At 63.2% G+C, this 21,340-nt stretch carries 18 protein-coding genes; 5 read left to right on the forward strand and 13 right to left on the reverse strand.

The annotated features are described in order from the left end of the window. Positions 1-18: 18 nt before the first annotated feature. From BIO17B3_RS10660 to BIO17B3_RS10675, 4 genes are all read right to left on the reverse strand, one after another. The gene (locus tag BIO17B3_RS10660) at positions 19-1,632 is read right to left on the reverse strand and encodes a DHA2 family efflux MFS transporter permease subunit (protein ID WP_156054035.1); all 1,614 of its coding nucleotides are present in this window, start codon (positions 1,630-1,632) and stop codon (positions 19-21) included. 173 nt (positions 1,633-1,805) lie between these two features. After that, positions 1,806-3,059 (reverse strand): efflux RND transporter periplasmic adaptor subunit, encoded by a 1,254-nt coding sequence (locus tag BIO17B3_RS10665; RefSeq protein ID WP_156054036.1) that lies wholly within the window; start codon positions 3,057-3,059, stop codon positions 1,806-1,808. Positions 3,060-3,114: 55 nt separating this feature from the next. Beyond that, the gene (locus BIO17B3_RS10670) at positions 3,115-4,560 is read right to left on the reverse strand and encodes an efflux transporter outer membrane subunit (RefSeq protein WP_156054037.1); all 1,446 of its coding nucleotides are present in this window, start codon (positions 4,558-4,560) and stop codon (positions 3,115-3,117) included. A gap of 12 nt (positions 4,561-4,572) precedes the next feature. Then, on the reverse strand, positions 4,573-5,136 hold the full coding sequence (locus tag BIO17B3_RS10675) for a MarR family winged helix-turn-helix transcriptional regulator (protein ID WP_156054038.1): 564 nt from the start codon (positions 5,134-5,136) through the stop codon (positions 4,573-4,575). A 160-nt stretch (positions 5,137-5,296) separates the two neighbouring features. Between BIO17B3_RS10675 and BIO17B3_RS10680 the strand changes: the two genes are divergently transcribed. Both BIO17B3_RS10680 and BIO17B3_RS10685 read left to right on the forward strand, forming a co-directional pair. Beyond that, positions 5,297-6,718, forward strand: coding sequence for a coniferyl aldehyde dehydrogenase (locus BIO17B3_RS10680; RefSeq protein WP_156054039.1), 1,422 nt, complete (start codon positions 5,297-5,299; stop codon positions 6,716-6,718). Beyond that, positions 6,718-8,388 carry a hypothetical protein gene (locus BIO17B3_RS10685; RefSeq protein ID WP_156054040.1) on the forward strand — a complete coding sequence of 557 codons (1,671 nt, stop codon included), beginning with the start codon at positions 6,718-6,720 and terminating at the stop codon, positions 8,386-8,388. Before BIO17B3_RS10680 ends, BIO17B3_RS10685 begins: the two co-directional genes overlap by 1 nt. Positions 8,389-8,395: 7 nt before the next feature. Here the strand turns inward: BIO17B3_RS10685 and BIO17B3_RS10690 are convergent, their stop codons facing one another. Continuing rightward, complete coding sequence (locus BIO17B3_RS10690) at positions 8,396-9,067, reverse strand: GNAT family N-acetyltransferase (protein WP_156054041.1); 672 nt, start codon at positions 9,065-9,067, stop codon at positions 8,396-8,398. A gap of 318 nt (positions 9,068-9,385) precedes the next feature. Here BIO17B3_RS10690 and rplM point away from each other — a divergent pair, with 318 nt between their 5' ends. The 3 genes from rplM (at position 9,386) to BIO17B3_RS10705 (ending at position 11,488) form a co-directional block, all read left to right on the forward strand. After that, entirely contained in the window at positions 9,386-9,814 is a 429-nt protein-coding gene (gene rplM / locus BIO17B3_RS10695) for a 50S ribosomal protein L13 (RefSeq protein WP_013104413.1), read from the forward strand. A gap of 9 nt (positions 9,815-9,823) precedes the next feature. Beyond that, the gene (gene rpsI / locus BIO17B3_RS10700) at positions 9,824-10,216 is read left to right on the forward strand and encodes a 30S ribosomal protein S9 (protein ID WP_013104414.1); all 393 of its coding nucleotides are present in this window, start codon (positions 9,824-9,826) and stop codon (positions 10,214-10,216) included. Between the two features lie 423 nt (positions 10,217-10,639). Further along, positions 10,640-11,488, forward strand: a complete 849-nt coding sequence (locus tag BIO17B3_RS10705; RefSeq protein ID WP_156054042.1) for a GIY-YIG nuclease family protein — start codon at positions 10,640-10,642, stop codon at positions 11,486-11,488. 577 nt (positions 11,489-12,065) lie between these two features. Here BIO17B3_RS10705 and cydB read toward each other — a convergent pair. The 8 genes from cydB to ugpB form a co-directional block, all read right to left on the reverse strand. Then, positions 12,066-13,091, reverse strand: coding sequence for a cytochrome d ubiquinol oxidase subunit II (gene cydB, locus BIO17B3_RS10710; protein ID WP_156054043.1), 1,026 nt, complete (start codon positions 13,089-13,091; stop codon positions 12,066-12,068). A 1-nt stretch (position 13,092) separates the two neighbouring features. Further along, complete coding sequence (locus BIO17B3_RS10715; RefSeq protein ID WP_156054044.1) at positions 13,093-14,577, reverse strand: cytochrome ubiquinol oxidase subunit I; 1,485 nt, start codon at positions 14,575-14,577, stop codon at positions 13,093-13,095. 154 nt (positions 14,578-14,731) lie between these two features. Then, entirely contained in the window at positions 14,732-15,325 is a 594-nt protein-coding gene (locus BIO17B3_RS10720) for a GbsR/MarR family transcriptional regulator (RefSeq protein ID WP_013104417.1), read from the reverse strand. A gap of 136 nt (positions 15,326-15,461) precedes the next feature. Further along, positions 15,462-17,051: a glycerol-3-phosphate dehydrogenase gene (glpD, locus tag BIO17B3_RS10725; protein ID WP_156054045.1), complete on the reverse strand. Its 1,590-nt coding sequence runs from the start codon at positions 17,049-17,051 to the stop codon at positions 15,462-15,464. Positions 17,052-17,089: 38 nt separating this feature from the next. Then, complete coding sequence (locus BIO17B3_RS10730; protein WP_156054046.1) at positions 17,090-18,154, reverse strand: ABC transporter ATP-binding protein; 1,065 nt, start codon at positions 18,152-18,154, stop codon at positions 17,090-17,092. A gap of 5 nt (positions 18,155-18,159) precedes the next feature. Continuing rightward, entirely contained in the window at positions 18,160-19,005 is an 846-nt protein-coding gene (gene ugpE / locus BIO17B3_RS10735) for a sn-glycerol-3-phosphate ABC transporter permease UgpE (RefSeq protein WP_156054047.1), read from the reverse strand. After that, complete coding sequence (ugpA, locus tag BIO17B3_RS10740; protein ID WP_156055277.1) at positions 19,002-19,913, reverse strand: sn-glycerol-3-phosphate ABC transporter permease UgpA; 912 nt, start codon at positions 19,911-19,913, stop codon at positions 19,002-19,004. The genes ugpE and ugpA overlap by 4 nt, the downstream gene beginning before the upstream one ends. A 36-nt stretch (positions 19,914-19,949) precedes the next feature. Beyond that, on the reverse strand, positions 19,950-21,284 hold the full coding sequence (gene ugpB / locus BIO17B3_RS10745) for a sn-glycerol-3-phosphate ABC transporter substrate-binding protein UgpB (protein WP_156054048.1): 1,335 nt from the start codon (positions 21,282-21,284) through the stop codon (positions 19,950-19,952). Between the last annotated feature and the right edge of the window lie 56 nt (positions 21,285-21,340).

Below are 21,340 nucleotides of genomic sequence, written 5' to 3' on the forward strand. Positions count from 1 at the left end.
TCTTGAGAAAAGATGTTTTTAGTGCGCGCCTGCTGCGGCCTCACCGCCGGCGCTGCTCTTGGAGGGTTTGATGAACCAGACCAGCGCGATCATGGCGACAAACAGCCAGGCGCTGAGGCGGAACATGTCGTCCACAGCGAGGGTGTACGCCTGTTGGTCGATCAGGCGGTTGATCACACCCAAAGCCTGCTCATAACTGAAGCCCTGAGATTGCATGCCGTGCAGTACGGGCTCGACCACCGGACTGCCCGCGTAGATGTGCGTGACCAGTTGTTCATGGTGCAGATCGGCGCGGTCGGTCCACAAGGTGGTGTAGATCGAGGTGCCGAACGAACCTGCGGTGATGCGCGCGAAGTTCGATAGCCCCGACGCCGCCGCGATGCGGTGTGACGGCAATCCGCCGAGGATGATGCCCAGCAGCGGGATGAAGAAAGTCGCCGTCGCGATGCCCTGAATCACCGTGGGGATGGAGTATTCCCAATAGCTGTCGCCCGTGGTGAACTGCGAGCGCATATAGAACACGATGGCGAACACCAGGAAGGAAAACGTGGTGACCCAGCGCGAATCGAGCACGGGCAGATAGCGCCCGATAATGGGCGAGAGAATCAGCGCGAACAAGCCCACCCAGGCCAGCACCTCGCCCGCGTCGGTGGCGGTGTAGCCGATGAACTCCTGCAGCCACAGCGGCAGCAGCACCAGGCTGCCGAAGAACATGCCGTAGGCCAGCGCCAGCAGGATGGTGCCGATGGTGAAGGTCGGAATCTTGAACAGGGTCAGGTCGACTACCGGATGCTCGTCGTAGATTTCCCAGATCAGGAACAGCACGAAACCCACCACGGCCGCGGCGGCCAGCGCGATGATGACCGGGCTGGAAAACCAGTCGAGTTCCTGCCCCTTGTCGAGCATGATCTGCAGCGAGCCCACCCAGATGACCAACAGCCCCAGCCCGGTCCAGTCGATCGGCAGCTTGCGGATGGGCGTTTCGCGTCGCAGGTAGATCGACGCAGTGACCGTCGCGGCCAGCAGACCCACGGGCACGTTGATATAGAAAATCCACGGCCAGGAGATGTTGTCGGTGATCCAGCCGCCGAGCAGCGGCCCCATGATGGGGGCGATCAGCGTGGTCATCGACCACATGGCGATGGCCATGCCGGCACGCGCGGGTTTGTAGCTGGAGAGCAGCAGGGTTTGTGAGAGCGGAATCATCGGTCCGGCGCTGGCGCCCTGCAGCACGCGGAACAGGATGAGAATTTCGATGCTCGGTGCCTGTCCGCACAAAAACGAGAACAGGGTGAACAGCAGAATGCTGATGAGAAATACCTTGACCGCGCCAAAGCGTTGGGTGAGAAAGCCGGTGAGCGGCACGGCGATGGCGTTGGCCACGCCGAACGAGGTGATGACCCAGGTGCCTTGCGACGAACTCACCCCCAGGTCGCCCGCGATGGCGGGAATCGACACGTTGGCGATCGAGGTGTCGAGCACGTTCATAAAGGTCGCCAGCGACAGGGCGATGGTGCCCAGCACCAGCGCGCTGCCGGTCAAGGGCGTCATGTGCGTCGGCGTGCCTTTGGCGGGTGCCGGACTCGGCAAAGCGCCGGCCGCGCTTTCTTCAATTTCTTGCGTAGTGGCCATGTCAGCTCCGCACGGCCGTTCCGAAGGAGCTGACACCCCCCGTGGGGGGCAGCGAGCGAAGCGAGCGAGGGGGTCGTTTCATCTTGCTCCGCACGGCCGTTCCGAAGGAGCTGACACCCCCCGTGGGGGGCAGCGAGCAAAGCGAGCGAGGGGGCTGTTTCATGTTGGCCTCTTTAGCGCTTGCCGCCGGCGTTGGCGGCGATGATGGCGTTCACCAGGGCGTCGGCCTTCTGCCAGTCCGCGGCGTAAACGTCGGTGCGGGCGGCGGGCTTGGTGGGCGGCTCGTCCATGACCAGCGGGCCTTTGTGGTCGCTGATGTCGATGGTCACTTCGGTGGACATGCCCACGCGCAGCGGGTGGCTGGCGACTTGCTTGGGATCGAGCGCCACGCGCACCGGCAGGCGCTGCACCACCTTGATCCAGTTGCCCGTGGCGTTCTGCGCGGGCAACAGCGAGAACGCCGCACCCGTGCCCGCCGACAGTCCGACCACATGGCCGGTGTAGGTGAAGCTGCCGCCATAGGTGTCTGCGGTCACCGTGGCCTTTTGGCCGATGCGCACGTCGCGCAGCTGGGTTTCCTTCAGATTGGCATCGATCCACACATCGTTCAACGGCACTACCCACATCAGCGGCTGGCCGGGCGCCACGCGCTGGCCGAGCTGCACCGTGCGTCGCGCCACTACGCCGCTGACCGGCGCCGGAATGGTGGTGCGTTCATACGCCAGATAGGCCTCGCGCAGCTTGGCCGCGGCCAGCTTGACCGAGGGGTTGTTGGCGATGACCGTGCCCGCGGTCAGCGCTTCGCTGGCGGCGAGTTGCTCCTGCGCGGCCTTCACCCCGGCCTGCGCGGTGGTCAACGTGGCTTGGGCAGCCTGCAAGGCAATCTGTGCCTGCCGCAGTTCCTCAGCGCCCACCGCGCCGGTACCCGCCAGCTCCTGGCGGCGGCGCAGCGCGTCCTGGGCCTTGGCCACATTGGCCTGCGCGACGCTGACATCGGTCTGCCGCACGGCTACCTGGGCAGCCAGGGTGCCGTTGTTGGCAAAGCTCACCCGCACCTGACGCACCGCCTGCGCCAGCAGGGCCTCGGCCTGTTGCAACGCCACATGGGTGTCGGCGCCGTCGAGCTGCACCAGCGGCTGGCCGGACTTGACCAGCTGGGTATCGTCGGCGTCGATGGCGGTCACCGTGCCGCCCACCTGCGGCGTGACCTGCACCAGATTGCCCTGCACATAGGCGTCATCGGTGTAGGCGTAGCGCAGGGATTCCCAATAGTGATACCCGCCATAGACGGCGCCGACGATGACGAAAAAGCTGATGGCCAGCAGCATCAGCCGCCGCCGCTTGGCGGCCTTGCCGTTGCCATTGCCGTTGCCATTTTCGGCGGGCTGGGCCGCGCCTTCTGTTTTGTTGTTGTCTGGGGTACTCATGGATGCACTCCGTTGGGATTCGATTCGTTTTTAGAAGGAGAAGTCAAAGCGTGGGTCAGGAGGATTTCGCTGGAACCTGCGCGGGCACCTTCGGCGCGTCGTAGCCCCCGCCCAGGGCGCGGATCAGCGCCACGTCGTCGGCCAGCGCCTGCGCTTTCAAATCCACTCCGGCCTGCTGCAGCTTGAGCACACTCGACTGAACCGTGAGCACGGTGAGGTAGTTCGACAGCCCGGCCTTGTAGCGCTGATCGACCAGGCGCAGCGCGTCCTGCGCGGCATCGAGCGCCTGCTGCTGTTGCGCGATCTGCTGACCGATGGATTGCCGCGCCGCGATGGCGTCGGCGACCTCATGCACTGCGTCCACCAGCGTGCCGTTGTATTGCGCGATGGCGGCGTCCGCCTGCGCCGATTTGCCGCGAAGCTGGGCGCGCAGCGCGCCGCCCTCGAAGATCGGCAGGGTGAGCGCGGGGCCGACGCCCAAGGTCTGGCTGCCGCCGGTCAGCCATTGGCTGAAGCCCAGCGCAGAGAACCCGGCGAACGCCGTGAGGTTGACGTCGGGATAGAACGCTGCGCGAGCCGCTTTCACGCCGTGCAGCGCGGCTTCCACCTGCCAGCGCGCAGCGACGATGTCGGCGCGGCGGCCGATCAGCGAGGCGGGTAGCGTGTCGGGCAGGTTCAGGGTTGGCAGGGTGGCGAGCTGCGGGGCGAGCTTGGCCGTGGCCTGCGGGCCCTGGCCGGTGAGCGCGGCCAGCAGGTTGCGCGCCTGCGTGATCTGCACCGCAGTCTGGTCGAGCTGCAGACGGATTTGCGGCACTTCGGCCAGCGCCTGCTTCTCCTGCACCGTGGTTTCCAGACCGGCGCGCACACGGTCCTGCACCAGTTTGAGCATGTGCTCGCGCTGCTGCAGGGTTTGCTGCAGCACGTTCTGGATGGCGATCAGTCGCGCAAGGTTCACATAAGCGCTGGCTACGTTGGCGGCGAGCAGCACCCGCGCGGCCTGCTCCTGCGCCGCGGCGGCGTGGGCTTCGCCGATGGCGGCTTGCAGCGTCTGCCGGTTCTTGCCGAAAAAGTCCAGCTCCCAGCTGCCTTGCAGCAGCGCCGAATTGTCGTAATACCAGTTGCTGCCGTAGGGGCCGTAGATGTAGTTGTTGCTGAACTGCTGGCGAGTGGAGCTCACCGCGGCGCCCAGCTTGGGCTTGAGCGCGCTGCCCGCGCCCTGCACCTGCGCACGGGCCTGTTCGAGCCGCGCCTGCGCGACTTGCAGGCTGGGGTTGTCGGCCAGGGCGGTGGCGATCAGGCGGTCGAGTTCAGGATCGTGAAAGTCGGCCCACCAGTCGGCCTTAGGAAAGGCGGTCTGCACCGGCTGCAAGCCGAGTTGCTGCGGACGAGTGAGCTGGGCCGTGGGCGCGATGCCTTCGGTGCTGGCGCAGCCCGCCAGCAGCAGGGCGGCCAAGAGCGGCGCGGCCAGCGCGGCGGAGCGAACGAAAGGTCTGTTGAGCATGATGAGAACGGGTCAGGAGGGGTTGTTGTCGTTGTTTTCTTCGGGGTCGCGTTCCTGCACCACCAGTTGCGGGCCGGGGGCGGCCTTGTTGGCTTCGGCCAGCGCCTCGCCATTGGCGATGAAGCGCCGCAACAGGTCGAGCAACTGGGCAAACTCCTTGGGGCTGAAGCCGCGCAGATGTTCGTTGAGCACTTCGGAGAGCACATGCGGAATTTGCGCCGCCACCTCGCTGCCGCGCGGGGTAAGCGAGAGGTTGACCACGCGGCGGTCGCTGCAACTGCGCTCGCGCACCAACAGGCCCTTGGCTTCGAGGCGGTCGAGCATGCGGGTCATGGCGCCGGCGTCGGTCTGCATTTCGCGGGCGCAGGCGGCCACGGTGTCGCAGCCTTGGTGCACATGAAGTAGCGGATGCCATTGCGAGCCGGTGAGGTCGAGCGCCTGCAGTTGATGTTCCAGATTGCGCACCAGCACCGCCAGCGCGACTTTCATCAGAAAGCCGACCGAGTTGTCCTTGGCATACTCTGAACCGTCGTAGAAACGCGGCGCGGTCGTGGGAGTGGGGGTGGAAGAATTCATGCCATGCAGTTTATTGCTTAGGCAAATACTGCCTGAGTTGTTTTTTGATACCCGATTCAGCGAAGGGGTTTTGTCGGGCGGGGCATGGCAAACCAATTTTTCATGCTGGCGGCATCCGACTTACCATGCTTCGCTGCATGTTCAGTTTGCCGCCAAAGCCATGGATCGCGCCCCTGATTTCGCCGCTTCACTCCAGCAGACTTTCAGCGTGCTGCGAGCGGCGTTCGACGCCGCGCCCTATCCCGACTGGACGCTGCGACGCGACCGCCTGCGACGACTGCAGGCCTTGCTGCGCACTCATGCGGCCGAGTTCGCCGAGGCCATCGATGCCGATTTCGGCGGCCGCCCGCCGCCCGAAACCGGGATGCTCGAACTCGTGCCCAGCCTGACGGGCATCGCCGATGCGCTCAAGCACGGCAAAGGCTGGATGCGTCCGCGCGCCGCCCCCGTTTCACGCTGGTTTTTTCCCGCCCGGGCGCGAGTGCTGCCCCAACCGCTGGGCGTGGTGGGCGTCATTGCGCCGTGGAACTACCCGCTGGTGCTGGCCGTGGCGCCGCTGACGGCGGCGCTGGCTGCGGGCAACCGGGCGATGGTCAAGCTCTCCGAGTTCACGCCCACGTTCAACGCGGTGTTCGCGCAGTGGGCCGGGCAAACCTTTGCGCCTGACGAAGTGGCGGTGGTGCAGGGCGATGCAGAAATCGGCGCCGCTTTCAGCGCATTGCCGTTCGACCACCTGCTGTTCACCGGCTCCACCGGGGTGGGCAAGCGCGTCATGGCGGCGGCGGCGGCCAACCTCACTCCCGTCACGCTGGAACTCGGCGGCAAATCGCCCGCCGTCATCACGCCGGGCTACGACCTGGCGCACGCGGCCCAGCGCATCCTCTACGGCAAGCTGCTCAACGCCGGGCAGACCTGCATCGCGCCCGACTATGTGCTCGTGCCGCGCGCGCAACAGTCTGACTGGGTTGCCGCCTGCCGCGCCGCGGCGCAAAAACTCTATCCTGACGGCCTGCGCAGCCCCGACTACACCAGCATCATCGACCATCGCCAATACAGCCGTCTGCTCGGGCTACTGGGCGAAGCTCGCGCCGCCGGGGCGCAGGTGCATGCCCTGTTCGACGGCGTGCAGGCCGACGATCTGCGTCACCGGCTCGCGCCTGCGCTGGTGTGCGACGCCCCGGCCTCGGTGCGCTTGATGAACGAAGAAATCTTCGGCCCGCTGCTGCCCGTGGTGGCCTATGACGATCTGGCACAGGCGCTGGCCCACATACGCAGCCAGCCGCGCCCGCTGGCGCTGTACTGGTTCGACCATGACCGCCAGCGCACCGCCGATGCCCTGCTGCACACCCATGCTGGCGGCGTGACGGTCAACGATACCTTGCTGCACTTTGCGCAAGACGAGTTGCCCTTTGGCGGCGTTGGGGCGTCCGGCATGGGCAGCTATCACGGCCGCTGGGGATTCGATACCTTCAGCAAACTCAAGCCCGTGCTGTTTCAGACGCGGTTCTCTGGCGTCGGCCTGGCCGCGCCGCCCTACGGGCCGCGTACCCGCTGGCTGATGAAGTTCATGGGGAGGCTGTGATGCGCAGGCGCTGGGTCAAGAAGTTCGCGGTCATCGTGGCGCTGTGCGCCGTTGCGGGTACGGTGAACGCGCAAAGCGCACCCGAGCCCTTGCCAGCCTACGGCGCCAGCGATGTGGCCCGCACAGTAGCGCCCGGGTTTCGCTTCGCCGCCCCCGCGCAGGCGGCCGCCATCACGGCAGACCGCTTGCTGTTGCTCGCCCCGGACGGGACTGCGGTTCGTGGCCTGGTGCGCACCTCGGGCGACCGCGCAGTGTTCGAGCCCTCTGTGCCCTTGGTCGGCTGCACCACCTACACCCTCTTGCTGAACGCGCCAGAGCGCGTGCGCAGCCGCTTCACCACCGCGTGCAGCGCATGGAGTGCGCCCGTGCAGATCGACGACAGCCACACCGCGCACAAAGTCGATCTGCCCGTCAGCGGTACGCAGGTGGCGGCAACGGCCGACGGTGGCTTTGTCGCGGTGTGGTTTCAGGACGATGCGGGCCGCCGCGCCATTCTGGCCACGCGCTTCAACCCGGACACGCAGGTCTGGAGCCGCCCGCAAGCCATCGACCTGCAAGGGCCGCAAGCCGGGGCGTCGAGCATTCCCGCCATCACGGCGGATCGCCAGGGGCGCCTCACCGTCGTGTGGTTTCAGGCAGTAGACGGTCGCAACGCCATATTTGCGGCGCGCAGCGATGGCGGCGCGTGGCAGGCCCCGCAGCGGCTCGATCAACCCGCGCTGCCCGGCAACGCCACCAATCCCCAACTCGCCGCCGACGCCGCGGGCAATGTCACCGTGGTCTGGCAGCAGCCCGACGGCCATCACACCGCCATTTATGCAGCCCATTGGCAGCAGGCGGCGCTGCGCTGGCTGCCCGCGCAGCCCGTTGATCGCGGCCCTGCCAATGCCTACAACCCGGTGATCGCCGCCACGCCGCAAGGGCGGGTGGTAGCCGCATGGCAGCAGGGGACTTCCGGGCGCGAGGCGGTGTTTGCCGCGGCGTTGCAGCCTTCCGGCCAGTCGTGGGGTGCGCCACGGCGCCTCAGCGCAGAGGGCATCGCCGCCACAAGCCCTGCGCTCACGGCTACACCGCAAGAGGCCATCGTCGCCGCATGGGTGCAGGGCCGGGATGCGATGCGGCGCATTGCCGTCAGCCAGCTTCTGCCCGAGGGCAGCGGCGCTGCGTTCCGCTGGAGCGCGCCGCAGATTCAGCACAGCACGGCCTTCACCGGCCCGGCGCTTTCGCCCGCGCTCACCGCCGATGCCGCAGGCGATCTCACGCTGGTGTGGGAGCAGGCCAAGTCGGCGCAGGGTGGGCTGGTGCGCTACGCCATACTCGCCGCCCGGCGCGATGCCGCCGCAGATACCGCCTCGGCTCGCTGGTCGCCGCCGCAGCAGATCGACGACCCCGCGCTGCGCAGCGCGGGCAACCCGGTGTTGGTGACCGATGCGGCGGGCAATGTGCGTTGCGCCTGGTATCAAGACGGGCCCGGCGGCATGCAGGTGCAGACCGCGCGCTACAACCCAGCCGAGCATCGCTGGCAGGCGCCGCAGACCTTGTCCGACCCGAGCGCTACGGTACAGGCCAGCTTTCCCGCGCTGGCCGTCGATGCGGTGGGGAGCACCATGGCCGTGTGGCAGCAGTTCAATGGCTGGCGCACCCTGGCCGTCGCCCGCTGGCTGCCGTGAGGTCGGTTCAGGCCGTGTCGCTGCAGCGACCGAACAGCCAGAAACAACGCCATTGGCGCATCGCCGCCTTCACCCAGTAGTCGATCTGGCCGGTCTGGTTTTCCATCAGCGCATTGAAGTGGCTCTGGTAGTTGTCTTCCGGCAGCTCTAGATACGCCTCGGTTTCGCCGCCCTCGTTATGCACTTTCATGCCGGCCCGGCGCGCGATTTTGAGCATCGCGGCATTGCTGCTCAGGCACTGCATGTAAAGCACTCGCAGCCCGCGGTTGCGCGCGTCCACCGCCGCGCGTGCAAACAAGCGCGTGCCGATGCCCAGCCCGCGGCCTTTGGGCAGCACCGAGACGCCAAACTCCGCCCGCTCCGTCTGCCCCGGTTCGATGGCGATATGCGCCACCGCCAGCAACTCCAGCTTGCGGTTGAACACGCCAAAAATCTCGTCCGATTCGAAGCGGATGGAATCGACGTAAAGACGCACGCGCTCGTCGCTCGCGGCGTAGCCAAAGCGCAGATAGCGATCATCCGGCCCCAGCGCCAGAAAATGCCGCAGCAACTGCTCGCGATGTTCCGGCCCGATCGGGCGAATCGGGATGATCGGCGCGGACAGACGCCGATCGCGAGGCGGGGCGGCCGACGCGCTGCCAGTGGCTTGCAAGGGGGCGGTCTCGGGAGGCTGAGTCATATCGAATAGAAGCAAGATTGCTGCAATGCAGCATAGGTCATATAGTTTAGGCGCTGCTCCTGCAAATACAAGGAACAGGGACATCGCCGCGCCCTTGCCGCCACAACACGCCTGAAAATCAAGCACTTGCCAGTGACAAACCCGCTGACCTGTCTATAATGGCGCGTTTGGCTTCGAGCGGGGGCCAGAAAACCCATGCCGGCGGGCGCGGGGCAGAGCGTCTCAACTTTGAAGAACATCTCGACATTGAGGCCCGCTGCCGCACATCACTGGTGGGCTCATTCATATCTCGCTCAAACATCGTTCATAGGAACAACCATGAAAACCTTCAGCGCCAAACCGGCCGAAGTCGTGCATGAGTGGTTCGTGATTGACGCAGAGAACAAGGTTCTCGGTCGGGTCGCCAGCGAAGTGGCCCTCCGTCTGCGTGGCAAACACAAACCCATCTACACCCCGCACGTCGATACCGGTGACTTCATCATTGTCGTCAACACCTCCAAAATTCGTGTGACCGGCAACAAAGCCAACGACAAGACCTACTACCGTCACACCGGCTATCCAGGCGGCATCTACGCCACCAAATTCAAGGATATGCAGGCGCGTCACCCCGGCCGTGCGCTGGAACTGGCAGTCAAGGGCATGCTGCCCAAAGGCCCGCTCGGTTACGCCATGATCAAGAAGCTCAAGGTCTATGGGGGTGCAGAGCATCCGCACAGCGCCCAACAGCCCAAGACTCTCGACATCTAAGGACAGGCGATGATCGGAAACTGGAATTACGGCACAGGCCGTCGCAAAAGCTCCGTGGCCCGCGTCTTCATTAAGAAGGGCACCGGCAAAATCACGGTCAACGGGAAAGACGTCGAGCAGTATTTCGGCCGTCAGACCTCCATCATGATCGTCAAGCAACCCCTCGTTCTCACCGAGAACGTCGAGAGCTTCGACATCAAGATCAACGTCCACGGCGGCGGCGAAACCGGCCAGGCCGGTGCGGTGCGTCACGGCATCACCCGCGCGCTGATCGACTACGAGGCCACCCTCAAACCCGCGCTCTCCAAGGCAGGCTTCGTCACCCGCGACGCCCGCGAAGTGGAACGGAAAAAAGTGGGCCTGCGCGGCGCCCGTCGCGCCAAGCAGTTCTCCAAGCGCTGATACTTTTTCTCGCTTTGCTGCAAACAAAAAACCCGCCTTGTGCGGGTTTTTTGTTTGCGCAGACGCAGAATGCCCAGGGATTCAGTTGGCGAGTAGTCGGTCCAGCGGGCTAGTTGTATCTCCGCAGCGCACATGTCCCGTGGGTGTTGCATTTGTACTCCTCAGCCACTCGTGCCTGGACCGCATGACCATGCTCAATTGATCGCGTAGGCGTGGGGACTTGGGAGGATAGGCGACCGGGTTCATTACGATTTTGACTGCTGTTTTTATAAACAAAACATAGCCCGCAGGCCAGTTGTCAAGCGGCTTCCAGAGGGTCGGCCATCTCAGGGCAAGGGTGATGCGCATAGGATATTATGTCGAATAACATCGGATTTCCAATTTATCCGATGATCTACATTAAGTTATACGTAGGAATAATTCGTGCCAACAGCTACTCTTAAAATATTTCTTGCATACGGCGATCCGAAGAGGCTGCGAACTGCTGAGCTATCAAATTGGACTGGAAAGGCTGTTTCTGGACCAAGGAGTGAGTTTGAAAAAGTGTTAGAGCGCGAGGAGTCAATTGGGTCTGGCGTCTACTTTCTAACTGGAACCGACCCAGAAACTAATAGGAGCGCAATCTATATCGGTGAAGCCGAGTGCATCAAGGATCGCGTTAAATCGCATCTATCGAGAGATTTCTGGAACAACATTACATTCTTTGTTACGAAAGATGAGAACCTTACTAAGGCTCATATAAAGTATCTCGAAGGGAAATTGATTAATATCGCGCGAGCAACAGAACGGGCTATTGTCATGAACGGTCAAGGTAGCGGAGCAAGACTTCCAGAGTCAGATCGCGAAGATATGGAGGTATTTCTAGAAAAAATGCAGCAAGTTCTTCCAGTTCTCGGAGTTGAGGCGTTCTTAGATAAAACGTCATCTACTGCGCATAGTAAGCAGGAGAGGGAACTGCTTAGTTGTAACATTAAAGGGCTAACCGCCACAGGCTATTTGACTCCAAATGGAATTGTTGTACTTGAAGGATCTCAGGCGGTTTTGGAAGAGCGGGCTTCTGCCCAAAAATGGCCAAGCGTGCTGGCGCAGCGGAATAAACTTATTGAAGAGGGTGCGCTCGTCGCAAAAGACGGCGCATACGTTTTCGTGAAAGATGTTGAATTCACAAGTCCGAGTTCCGCAGCGGCAACGATTCATGGTGGTAGTGCCAATGGGTTAACAGCATGGGTGAATAAAGATGGCGTTCAGCTCAAGCAGCTACAAAACGTATAATAAGTCGATTGTTCGGACGCATACTACGCTGCGCTTCGTTTGAGCCGCACAGCTTGATCGTTAGGTAAACTCAGTGGAAATACCGAGATGTCTGGGTATGACTTTAATCGTCCATTTGTTGATGCCAGCAGTCTGCTTGAATTTCGTGCGACTGATTCGGAGGTTGCTTTACGCTACGGAAAATTCGTGAGAGCCACCCAAATGAGCAATTCCGAATATGCATAGAGATACGCACGCATGGCTCAAAGCAGCAACACGAAGGCGCCTCCACGTCACGGCTATATCTTTATGGGCTATCTGGTTATTCGAAAATTCGGAACTCCAGGTCAATATGAAACATGGATACCAGATCATGCTATTGAAGGTATCTATGCCCCAGCCTAATAATTTCGTCGAGGGTGACAGTCTGCAAGCTGCGCTTGCAGATACCCTTCGCAGCTTCGCGGCTTTGCCCACCCCTCACGTCAGACGTTAGGAAAAAGCTGAGGGGCAGATCTAGATCAATAGCATTTGGCGTGAATACGGCCAACCCAACCCCGAACGGTTTTCAAGTCCGGTTGACCCGGAAGTGGCTTGCTCAATATGCGTGCTCCGCGTCCGGGTCGATTTTTCCGCGAAAGACGATGTATTGATAGACGTTGTAGGTAATCATCACCGGGATGAGCATGCCGATGCCGATGAGCATGAACACCAGTGTGCCGCTGTCTGATGCGGCCTGGTCGATGGTGAGCGAGCCGGGCACGATGTACGGATACCAAGTGGCGGCCAGGCCGGCGAAAGAGAACAGGAAGATCAGCATGGTCCAGACAAAAGGCGCCACTTCGGCCTGCCGCTTGAGGGCGCGCAGCAGCATGACGAAGCTGAGTAAGGCCAGCGCGGGCAGCACGGCGAAGAAGTAGATGTTCGGGGTGGTGAGCCAGCGGGCGAAGATCTGCGGAAATTGCAGCGGCGTCCAGACTGTGACCAAGGCGCCGACGGCGAGCATGATCCAGGCGAGCAGCTGGCCGCGCTGGTAGCACCCGGCCTGAATGTCGTCTTTGGTCTTGATGATGAGGTAGGTCGAACCGAGCATGGCGTAACCGGCCACCACGCCCAGCACCACGATGACGCTGAAGGGCGAGAGCCATTCCCACACGCTGCCCACGTACACGCCGTTCACCACCTTCACGCCATTGAGCAAGCCACCGAGCGCGAACCCCTGGGCGATGGTGGCCAGCAGGCTGCCGACGCCGAACATGGCGCCCCAGAAGGCTTTGCGCTCGGAGAGCTCGTGAAACTCGAACGACACGCCGCGCAACATAAAGCCCAGCAGCATGAGGATGATGGGGATATAGAGCCCGTGCAGCACGGTGCCGTAGGCCAGCGGAAAGGCGCCGAACAGCGTGCCGCCGATGACCACCAACCAGGTCTCGTTGGCGTCCCAGATGCTGCCCAGGCTGGCCATCATCACCTTGCGGCGGCGCTCGCCGACGAACAGCGAGAGCACCCCCACGCCGAGGTCGAAACCGTCGAGCACCACATAAAACACCATGAACAGGCCGATGATGAGGAACCAAACGGTGGCTAGAACGTGATGCAGTTCCTGCGGGTTGCCGAAGTCCATCTCACTGCCCTCCTTTCACCGCGAGCTTGGCGCTGACCGAGGCAGGCGCAATCGGTGCGACAGGCGGGGTGAAGGGGACGTGCTTGGGCGCAGCAGCGTGTTCCGGCTTGCCGCCTTGGCCGGGCGCGGCGGGCGGGTCTTCGAAGCTCGGGCCTTTGCGGATCATGCGTGCGGCAAAGACGAAGGCGGTGACGCCTATCACGCCGTAGAACAGCATATACATGGCGAGTGACCACAGCACGGTGTCGGCCGGCAGGTTGCTCACGCCCTGGCTGGTGCGCATCATGCCGTAGACGATCCACGGCTGGCGGCCCACTTCGCGGGTCATCCAGCCGGCTTCAACCGCGGCGTAGATGGCGGGTACCGCGAGCAGCCAGCCACGCAGCAGCCATTTGTTTTCGCTGATACGCGGCGCAGTCATGCGCTCACGTTTGCGCCACAGCATCCACAGCGTCCAGAAGGCCATGAAGGCGACAAACACCCCGGCGGCCACCATGACGCGGAAGCCATAGAACGGAATCCACACTGGCGGCTGGTCTTGTGGCTTGAAGTGATCCAGGCCAACGACTTTGCCCGTCATCGTTTTGGTCACGATCATGCTCAGACCATCGGGAATTTCCAGCGCCCAGTCGTTCTTCTGTTCTTTCTGGTTAGGAATAGCCAGCAGCGCCCACGGCGCGCCCTCGCCGGGCTTGTTGGTATGCCAGTGCGCCTCGATGGCGGCGAGCTTGGCAGGTTGAGTCTCGGCCAGCGAGCTCCCCGCAGAATCGCCAATAAAAATCTGCAGCGGTGCGACGATGAACAACGAGATCACCGCCCACTTGAACGCCGGACGGAAGAAATCGACATGGCGTTTTTTGAGCAGGTAATACGCGCTCACCCCGGCCATGACGACCAGGCTGAGCTCGATCGCAGCGGTGAACATGTGGCCGAAGCCATAGGGCAGATCGGGGTTGAACACCGCGTCATACCAGTTGGTGATGGCGAACTTGCCGTCCACCAGCTTCACCCCGGCGGGCGTTTGCATCCACGAATTGGCCACCATGATCCAGAAGGCCGACAAGGTGCTGCCAAAGGCCACCATGCTGGTGGCGAACAGGTGCATCTTGGGGCCGACGCGGCCCCAGCCGAACAGCATGATGCCGAGAAAACCGGCTTCGAGCATGAAGGCCATCGCCGTCTCGAAGCCGAGAATGTTGCCCATGAAGTCGCCGGCCGAGGTGGAGAACGGCCCCCAGTTGGTGCCGAAGGAAAACTCCATCGGAATGCCGCTGATGACGCCGACGCCAAAATTGATCAGGAACAGCTTGGTCCAGAACTTGACCTGGTGGAAGTAGAAGACGTTTTTGGTCTTCACCCACGCGGCTTCCATGCCGAACAGCACCAACGCCAGCCCGATGGTGAGCGGCGGCCACATGATGTGGAACATCGCAATGAAGCCGAACTGCACCCGAGCGAGGAACTCGGGGTTTTGAAGCCAATCCATGATGCACTCCTGAAGCGGTGGGATGTCGGTTGGCGTGCCGGGCCGCGCAGGGCGGCAGGTTGAGCCAACGATAAGCGGGAAGCGTTACAGCGGGGTGACGCCCTGCGGCGGCGGCAGGTCAATGCGCAAGGTCCAGCAGGCGACGTTGCACATCTCAGTTCTCCACCACTTGCAGCGCGGCGGCTTTGTCGCCCCGCCTGCGCGTGGCCACCTGCTTGACACGGCTTTTGAGGGCGATGAGCTTTTGCACCGCGCCGCCCAGTTGCATGAGCTGGCGCACGTCTTCGCTGGGCATGCGCTGAATATCGTCGAACCACTGCGTGGCCAGTTCGATGAGATCGTGCATTTCGCGCATGCGCTGCTGCGCGTATTGCTCGGAGGCGCCCTCGGGCTGAGACAGCAGGGCGTCGCGCAGCATGGACAGGGTGGGGTCGATTTCGCGCTTGCGGCGTTCTTCGGCCAGGGTGCGGAAAATAGCCCACACGTCTTCGGGCGCAGAGAAATAATCGCGCCGGTCGCCGGGCAGGTGCTGCATGCGCACCAGGTTCCAGGCGCCCAACTCCTTGAGCCCCATGCTGACGTTGGAGCGCGAAAAATCGAGCGCGGCGGCGATTTCATCGGCATTGAGCGGGCGCTCGCTGACGAACAGCAGTGCATAAATCTGGCCGACGGTGCGGTTGATGCCCCAGCGGCTGCCCATTTCGCCAAAGTGCAGCACGAAGCGCTGGGTGAGTTCCGGGAGTTGCATAAGTGGTTTGATCGAAGTTTCAGGAAATTCTGAAAGTCGAAGAAATTGTCTGACTTAGATCAAGCGCAAGGGGTAACGAGACGTGTTGCCCCTATACCCAGCCGGGTATTTGCCCGCGCGACGGCGCAGCGCGTAATCAGCGGCTGGCGAACCAGTCGGATACGGCTTGAGACTGGGGCGAGGCCGCTTGGGCAGCGAGCAGGTGCAAACCGAGTTTGCTGCGGCGCCAGAGCACATCGTCGGCGCTGGCGGCCCATTCGGTGTCGAGCAAATAACGCAGCTCGGCCTCGAACAAACCGGGGGCGATCTCGGCGCCGAGGTCTTGCAGGCGTGCCGCGCTTTGCCCACCTGTGGTTTGCAGCACGCGGTCGATGCGGCTGCCGTAGGCGCGGGCCAGACGCTGCGCTAGGTCGGGCGGCAGCCACGGGTAGCGTTGCTGCACGACTTGAACAAAACGGGCGAAGTCGGTGTCGGGGCGCTGTGCGGGGCCGATCCAGCCCGACAGATCGCCACCGGGAAGAAAGGCGTCGTGCGTCCACGCGGGGCGCGATTCGCCGAGGGCGGCGCAGAGCTGGTCGGCGGCCTGTTCGGCGAGTTTGCGGAAGGTGGTGATCTTGCCGCCCCACACGGTGAGCAGCGGCGTACCCTCGCGGTCGAGTTCGAGCTTGTAGTCACGGGTCGCGGCCTTGGCATCGCCCGCGTGATCTTCGAGCAGGGGGCGCACGCCGGCGTAGCGCCAGACGGTCTGCTCGGGCCGCAACTCGGTGCGGAAGTAGCGGTTGACTTCGGCACAGAGGTAGGCGGCTTCGGCCTCGCTGCAAGTCTCGGCGCCGCTGGGGTCGGGCACTTCGACGTCGGTGGTGCCGATCAGGGTGAAGTCGCGCTCGTAGGGAATGGCGAACACGATGCGGCCATCGTCCGCCTGAAAGATGTAGGCGTGTGGATGATCGAACAGGCGCGGCACGACGATGTGGCTGCCGCGCACCAGCCGCAGCGAGCGGCGCTCATGTGGCGGCTGCCCGTCGGCGTTGTGCACCTTGCGCTTGAGCAGTTGCTCGGCCCACGGGCCTGCCGCGTTGACCAGGGCGCGGGCGCTCACCCGCTGCTCGCCACCCGCGGCATCGCGCAGCGTGGCTTGCCAGCCCGTGCCGTGGCGCGTGGCGGAAGTGCAGGCGGTGCGGGTCAGCACGGTGGCGCCATGTTCCGCCGCGTCCACAGCGCACAGGGTCACCAGCCGGGCGTCGTCCACCCAGCCGTCGGAGTATATGAAGCCGCGGGTGTATTCGGCCTTCAGCGGGGCGCCCGCGGTATGGGTGCGCAGATCGATGCTGCTTGAGCCCGGCAGCCACTCGCGCCGCGCCAGATGGTCGTAGAGAAACAGCCCGGCGCGAATCAGCCAGGCCGGGCGCATGGCCGGTGCGTGCGGCATGACAAAGCGCAGCGGCCACATCAGATGTGGCGCGCTGCGCAGCAGCACTTCACGCTCCTGTAAAGCCTTGCGCACCAGGCCGAATTCGTAATACTCGAGATAGCGCAGACCGCCGTGAATCAGCTTGGTGGAGGACGAGGAAGTGTGCGCCGCAAGGTCGTCGCGTTCGCACAGCACCACCTTGAGGCCGCGCCCGGCCAGATCGCGCGCGATGCCCGCCCCATTGATGCCGCCGCCGACGACCAGCACGTCGCAGGCGATACCGGGCGGGGGCGAAGAAATAGCAGCGCTGTTCATGCCGACATGGTAGGAGGGGCGGCCTCGAAGCGTGAACTTCAGGCTGCGATGCGCGTGCCGGTGGCGCGATCGAATACGTGCAGCGTGGCGGGGTCGATGCGCAATCCCATGCGCTGTCCTTCCTGCCAGGGCGCGTCGCCCGCGACCCGCACCACGCAGGGCTGAGCGCCGATCATGCCGTGCAGCATGGCTTCGGCGCCGAGCGCTTCGCGCAGCATGATGTCCATTTGCCACGCGCCCTGCGGATCGGGCGCGAGGGCTTCGGGGCGAATGCCCACGACCAGCTCGCGTTGCTGAATGCTCAGTGCCGAGTTCAAGTGCAGCGGCGCGGCTTGGGCGATGTGCAGCGTCTTGTTGTCGGCGCCGAGTTCGGCGTCGAACAGGTTCATGCCCGGCGCGCCGAGAAACCCGGCGACGAACACGCTCGACGGCCGCGCATAAACCTCCCCCGGCGTGCCCACTTGCTCGATGCGGCCCTGGTTCATCACCACTACGCGCTGGGCGAGCGTCATCGCTTCGACCTGGTCATGCGTGACGAACACCGTGGTGGTTTTCAGTCGCTGGTGCAGCTGCTTGATCTCCACCCGCATATGGTTGCGCAAGCGGGCGTCGAGGTTGGACAGCGGCTCGTCGAACAGGAAGAGTTGGGGCTCGCGCACGATGGCCCGGCCCATGGCGACGCGCTGGCGCTGCCCGCCGGAGAGCGCCGAGGGCTTGCGGTCGAGCAGTTCGCTCAGGCCGAGCAGATCGGCAGCCCATTGCACCCGGCGGTCGGTTTCTTCCTTGCTGGCGCCGCGCAGGCGCAGGCCGTAAGTGAGGTTGTCGCGCACCTTCATGTGCGGATAAAGCGCGTAGTTCTGGAACACCATGGCGATGTCGCGCGCGCTGGGTTCGAGGTCGTTGACGCGTCTGTCGCCAATCAGAATGTCGCCATCGCTGGGGGTTTCAAGCCCCGCAATCATGCGCAGTAGCGTGGTCTTGCCGCAGCCCGAGGGGCCGACCAGCACGACGAATTCGCCGTCGGGCACATCGAGAGAAGAGGGCTGCAGGGCGGTGGTGTCACCGAAGCGTTTGGTGACGTGCTTGAGAACGAGGGTGGCCATGGTGCTTATTTGTCGGAATCGGTCAGGCCCTTGATGAACCAGCGCTGCATCAGCAGCACCACGATCACGGGCGGCAGCAGCGCGAGCAAGGCAGTGGCCATGATCAGATCCCAGCGCGGCAGCGCGAACGCGGCCCCCGCATTGATCATGCCCTGCATGCCCATGACCACCGTGGTGTAGCTGGCGTCTGTGGTGGTGAGCAGCGGCCAGAGATACTGGTTCCAGCCGTAGACGAAAACCAGCACGAACAGCGCGGCGATATTGGTGCGCGACAGCGGCAGCACCATGTCGAGAAAAAAGCGGATCGGCCCGGCGCCGTCGATGCGTGCGGCGTCGGCCAGGCTGCGCGGCAGGGTCATGAAAAACTGGCGGAACAGAAAGGTAGCCGTGGCCGAGGCGATGAGTGGGAAGATCAGGCCGCTGTAGCTGTTGAGCAGGTGCAGATTCGCCGAGATCTGATAGGTAGGGAAAAAGCGCACCTCGATGGGCATCATCAGGGTGAAGAAAATCAGCCAGAACGCCGCCATGCGCAGCGGAAAGCGGAAGTACACCACCGCATAAGCCGAAAGAATGGAGATGAACAGCTTGCCCACGGTGATACCCAGCGCCATGATGAAGCTGTTGAGCAGCATGCGCCAGACGGGAATGGTGCCGGGCAGGCCCTTGGTCAGCACCTCGCCGAGGTTGTCAAATAATTTGCCGCCAGGCAGCAGCGGAAAGTGCCCGAGCAGCTCTTGCGGGGTGTGGCTGGCGGCGACCACCGCCAGATACAGCGGCAGCGCGACGATTACCGCCATGGCGATGAGCACGGCGTGGCGCAGTCCTGCCGACTGCAGCAGACCAACCTTCATTGGTAATGCACCTTCCTGCCGATGTAACGAAACTGCACGATGGTCAGTACAGCGACCAGCAGCATCAGCACCACCGATTGCGCGGCTGCGGAGCCGAGGTTGAGGTTTTGGAATCCGTCTTGATAAAGCTTGTAAACCAGGGTTTGCGTGGACTCGCCCGGCCCGCCTTTGGTCACGATGTTGATCAGTCCGAAGGTGTCGAACAGAATGAACACGCTGTTCATCACCAGCAGAAAAAAGCTGGTGGGCGCCAGCAGCGGAAACACGATGGTCCAGAAGCGGCGCACCGGCCCGGCGCCATCGAGCGAGGCCGCTTCGAGCAGCGAGGCGGGAATGGCCTGCAAGCCGGCGGTGAAAAACAGAAAGTTGTAGGCGATCTGCTGCCAGGCCGTCATGGCAATCACCAGCAGCAAGGCCTGATCGCCGTCGAGGATGTAGTTCCAGTTCACCCCGAGGGCCTGCAGCACTTGCGCGCCCGCGCCCACTTGCGGCGAAAACATGAACACCCAAAGCGAACCGGTGATGGCGGGAGCGACCGCATAGGGCCAGATGAACAGCGTGCGGTACACGCCGCGCGCCCGCGTCAGGCTGTCGGTCAACACCGCCAGCAGCAGCCCCAATCCCATCGCCAGCACGGTGGCAGTGATGGCGTAGATCGCGGTCACCCGGAGGGCGCGCAGGTAGCTGTGCTCTTCGAACAGTGTGACGAAATTGCTCAGGCCAACGAACTGCTGGCTCAGACCGAACGGATCGGCCTGGTAGAACGCTCCCGAGAGCGCCTGCAGCGCGGGCCAGACGAAAAAGAGCACCGTCACCGCGAGCTGCGGGGCGATCAGAAAATAAGGCAGAACGCGGTGCGGAAACGGCGCCGCATCCACGACCCTGCGCGGCTTCGGGCGCTTGCGCATGCCCGAAGCCGCGCCTGTGCGTGATGCGGTCACGTTTTACTGACCCGAGGTCTGGCCGAATTGCGCCAGCAGCTTGTCACCCTTGCTCACCACGGCGTCCATGGCTTGCTGCGGGGTCTTCTTGCCGGCCAGCGCGTCTTCCAGTTCAGCGCGGATGTTGTCGCGGATCTGCGGCATATAGCCCAGGCGGATGCCCATGGTGAACGGCTTGGGCGGCTTGTTGGTCAGTTCCTGAATGGCCACCATCGCACCCGGGTTCTTCTCGTAATAGCCCTCGGCCTTGAGCAGGCCCAGGCCCGCATTGGTCACAGGCACATAGCCCGTCTTCTTCGCCCAGTACGACTGGGTTTTGGCGGAGCCGAGGAAGTCGAGGAACTTGGCAATGCCGGGGTAATGATCGGCGGGAACGCCCTTCATCACCCACAGCGAGGCGCCGCCCACGGCAGTGTTCTGCGGCGCGGTTTTCAGGTTGGCGTCGTAAGGCATGGGGGCGATGCCGAACGGGAACTTGGCTCCGGCGTTGACCGCGGCGAAGGACGCCGAGCTGTCCATGTACATGGCGCATTCGCCACTGTTGAACAGCGGTGTGGCGTTAGTGCTGGCGGCGCCGGCATATTTGAAAATGCCGTCCTTCGACCATTGCACCAGATCGGCGACATGCTGCACATAGGGCTTGTCGTTGACCAGCAGCTTGACGTTCTTGTACGACTTGAAGCCGTTGTCCTGCGTGGCGTAGGGAATGCCGTTCCAGAGCGAGAACTGCTCGAATTGCACCCAGTCCGGCCAGCCGGTGGTAAAGCCGCACTTCACGCCCGCGGCCTTGAGTTTCTGGCCCACTTCACCCATTTCCTGCCAGGTCTTGGGCGGCTGCATGCCGGCCTTGGCCAGCAAATCCTTGTTGTAGTAAAGCACTGGCGTGGACGAATTGAACGGCATGGACACCAGCTTGCCCTGCGCATTGGAGTAGTAGCTCGCCGCGCCGCCGATGAACTGGCTGGTGGAGAAGGGAATGCCCTCTTTGGCCATCAGCTCATAAACCGGCACATAGGCGCCCTTGGCCGCCATCATGGTGGCCGTGCCCACATCGAACACTTGCACGATGTCGGGCGGATTCTTGGCGCGGAAGGCGGCTACCGCTGACATCATGGTGTCGGGATAGCTGCCCTTGTTGACCGAGACTACCTCGTACTGCGTTTGCGAGGCGTTGAATTCGTCCACCACATGCTGCACCGTCTTGCCCAGCTCGCCGCTCATGGCGTTCCAGAACTGAATTTTGACGCGCTCGGCAGCGTGCGCGCTGGTGATGCCGACGCTGCTCAGGCCGCAAGCCAATGTGACAGTCACACCGGCGAGAAACTGGGTTTTATTCATTTTTCTCTCCAATAGATAATCCTGGCGGGGTTGCCGCCAGGATTATCAAGTCTGAT

The sequence above is a fragment of the Thiomonas sp. OC7 genome, from assembly GCF_900634595.1.
GTDB lineage: Bacteria > Pseudomonadota > Gammaproteobacteria > Burkholderiales > Burkholderiaceae_C > Thiomonas > Thiomonas arsenitoxydans.

Bases quoted from the DNA above. Each gene is read 5' to 3' on its own strand.
- ugpB (WP_156054048.1), bottom strand. From the start codon at position 21,284: ATGAATAAAACCCAGTTTCTCGCCGGTGTGACTGTCACATTGGCTTGC.
- BIO17B3_RS10715 (WP_156054044.1), bottom strand. From the start codon at position 14,577: ATGGATTGGCTTCAAAACCCCGAGTTCCTCGCTCGGGTGCAGTTCGGC.
- cydB (WP_156054043.1), bottom strand. From the start codon at position 13,091: ATGGACTTCGGCAACCCGCAGGAACTGCATCACGTTCTAGCCACCGTT.
- BIO17B3_RS10720 (WP_013104417.1), bottom strand. From the start codon at position 15,325: ATGCAACTCCCGGAACTCACCCAGCGCTTCGTGCTGCACTTTGGCGAA.
- BIO17B3_RS10730 (WP_156054046.1), bottom strand. From the start codon at position 18,154: ATGGCCACCCTCGTTCTCAAGCACGTCACCAAACGCTTCGGTGACACC.
- BIO17B3_RS10670 (WP_156054037.1), bottom strand. From the start codon at position 4,560: ATGCTCAACAGACCTTTCGTTCGCTCCGCCGCGCTGGCCGCGCCGCTC.
- ugpA (WP_156055277.1), bottom strand. From the start codon at position 19,913: ATGCGCAAGCGCCCGAAGCCGCGCAGGGTCGTGGATGCGGCGCCGTTT.
- ugpE (WP_156054047.1), bottom strand. From the start codon at position 19,005: ATGAAGGTTGGTCTGCTGCAGTCGGCAGGACTGCGCCACGCCGTGCTC.
- BIO17B3_RS10690 (WP_156054041.1), bottom strand. From the start codon at position 9,067: ATGACTCAGCCTCCCGAGACCGCCCCCTTGCAAGCCACTGGCAGCGCG.
- BIO17B3_RS10680 (WP_156054039.1), top strand. From the start codon at position 5,297: ATGGATCGCGCCCCTGATTTCGCCGCTTCACTCCAGCAGACTTTCAGC.
- glpD (WP_156054045.1), bottom strand. From the start codon at position 17,051: ATGAACAGCGCTGCTATTTCTTCGCCCCCGCCCGGTATCGCCTGCGAC.
- BIO17B3_RS10665 (WP_156054036.1), bottom strand. From the start codon at position 3,059: ATGAGTACCCCAGACAACAACAAAACAGAAGGCGCGGCCCAGCCCGCC.
- BIO17B3_RS10675 (WP_156054038.1), bottom strand. From the start codon at position 5,136: ATGAATTCTTCCACCCCCACTCCCACGACCGCGCCGCGTTTCTACGAC.
- rplM (WP_013104413.1), top strand. From the start codon at position 9,386: ATGAAAACCTTCAGCGCCAAACCGGCCGAAGTCGTGCATGAGTGGTTC.
- rpsI (WP_013104414.1), top strand. From the start codon at position 9,824: ATGATCGGAAACTGGAATTACGGCACAGGCCGTCGCAAAAGCTCCGTG.
- BIO17B3_RS10660 (WP_156054035.1), bottom strand. From the start codon at position 1,632: ATGGCCACTACGCAAGAAATTGAAGAAAGCGCGGCCGGCGCTTTGCCG.
- BIO17B3_RS10685 (WP_156054040.1), top strand. From the start codon at position 6,718: ATGCGCAGGCGCTGGGTCAAGAAGTTCGCGGTCATCGTGGCGCTGTGC.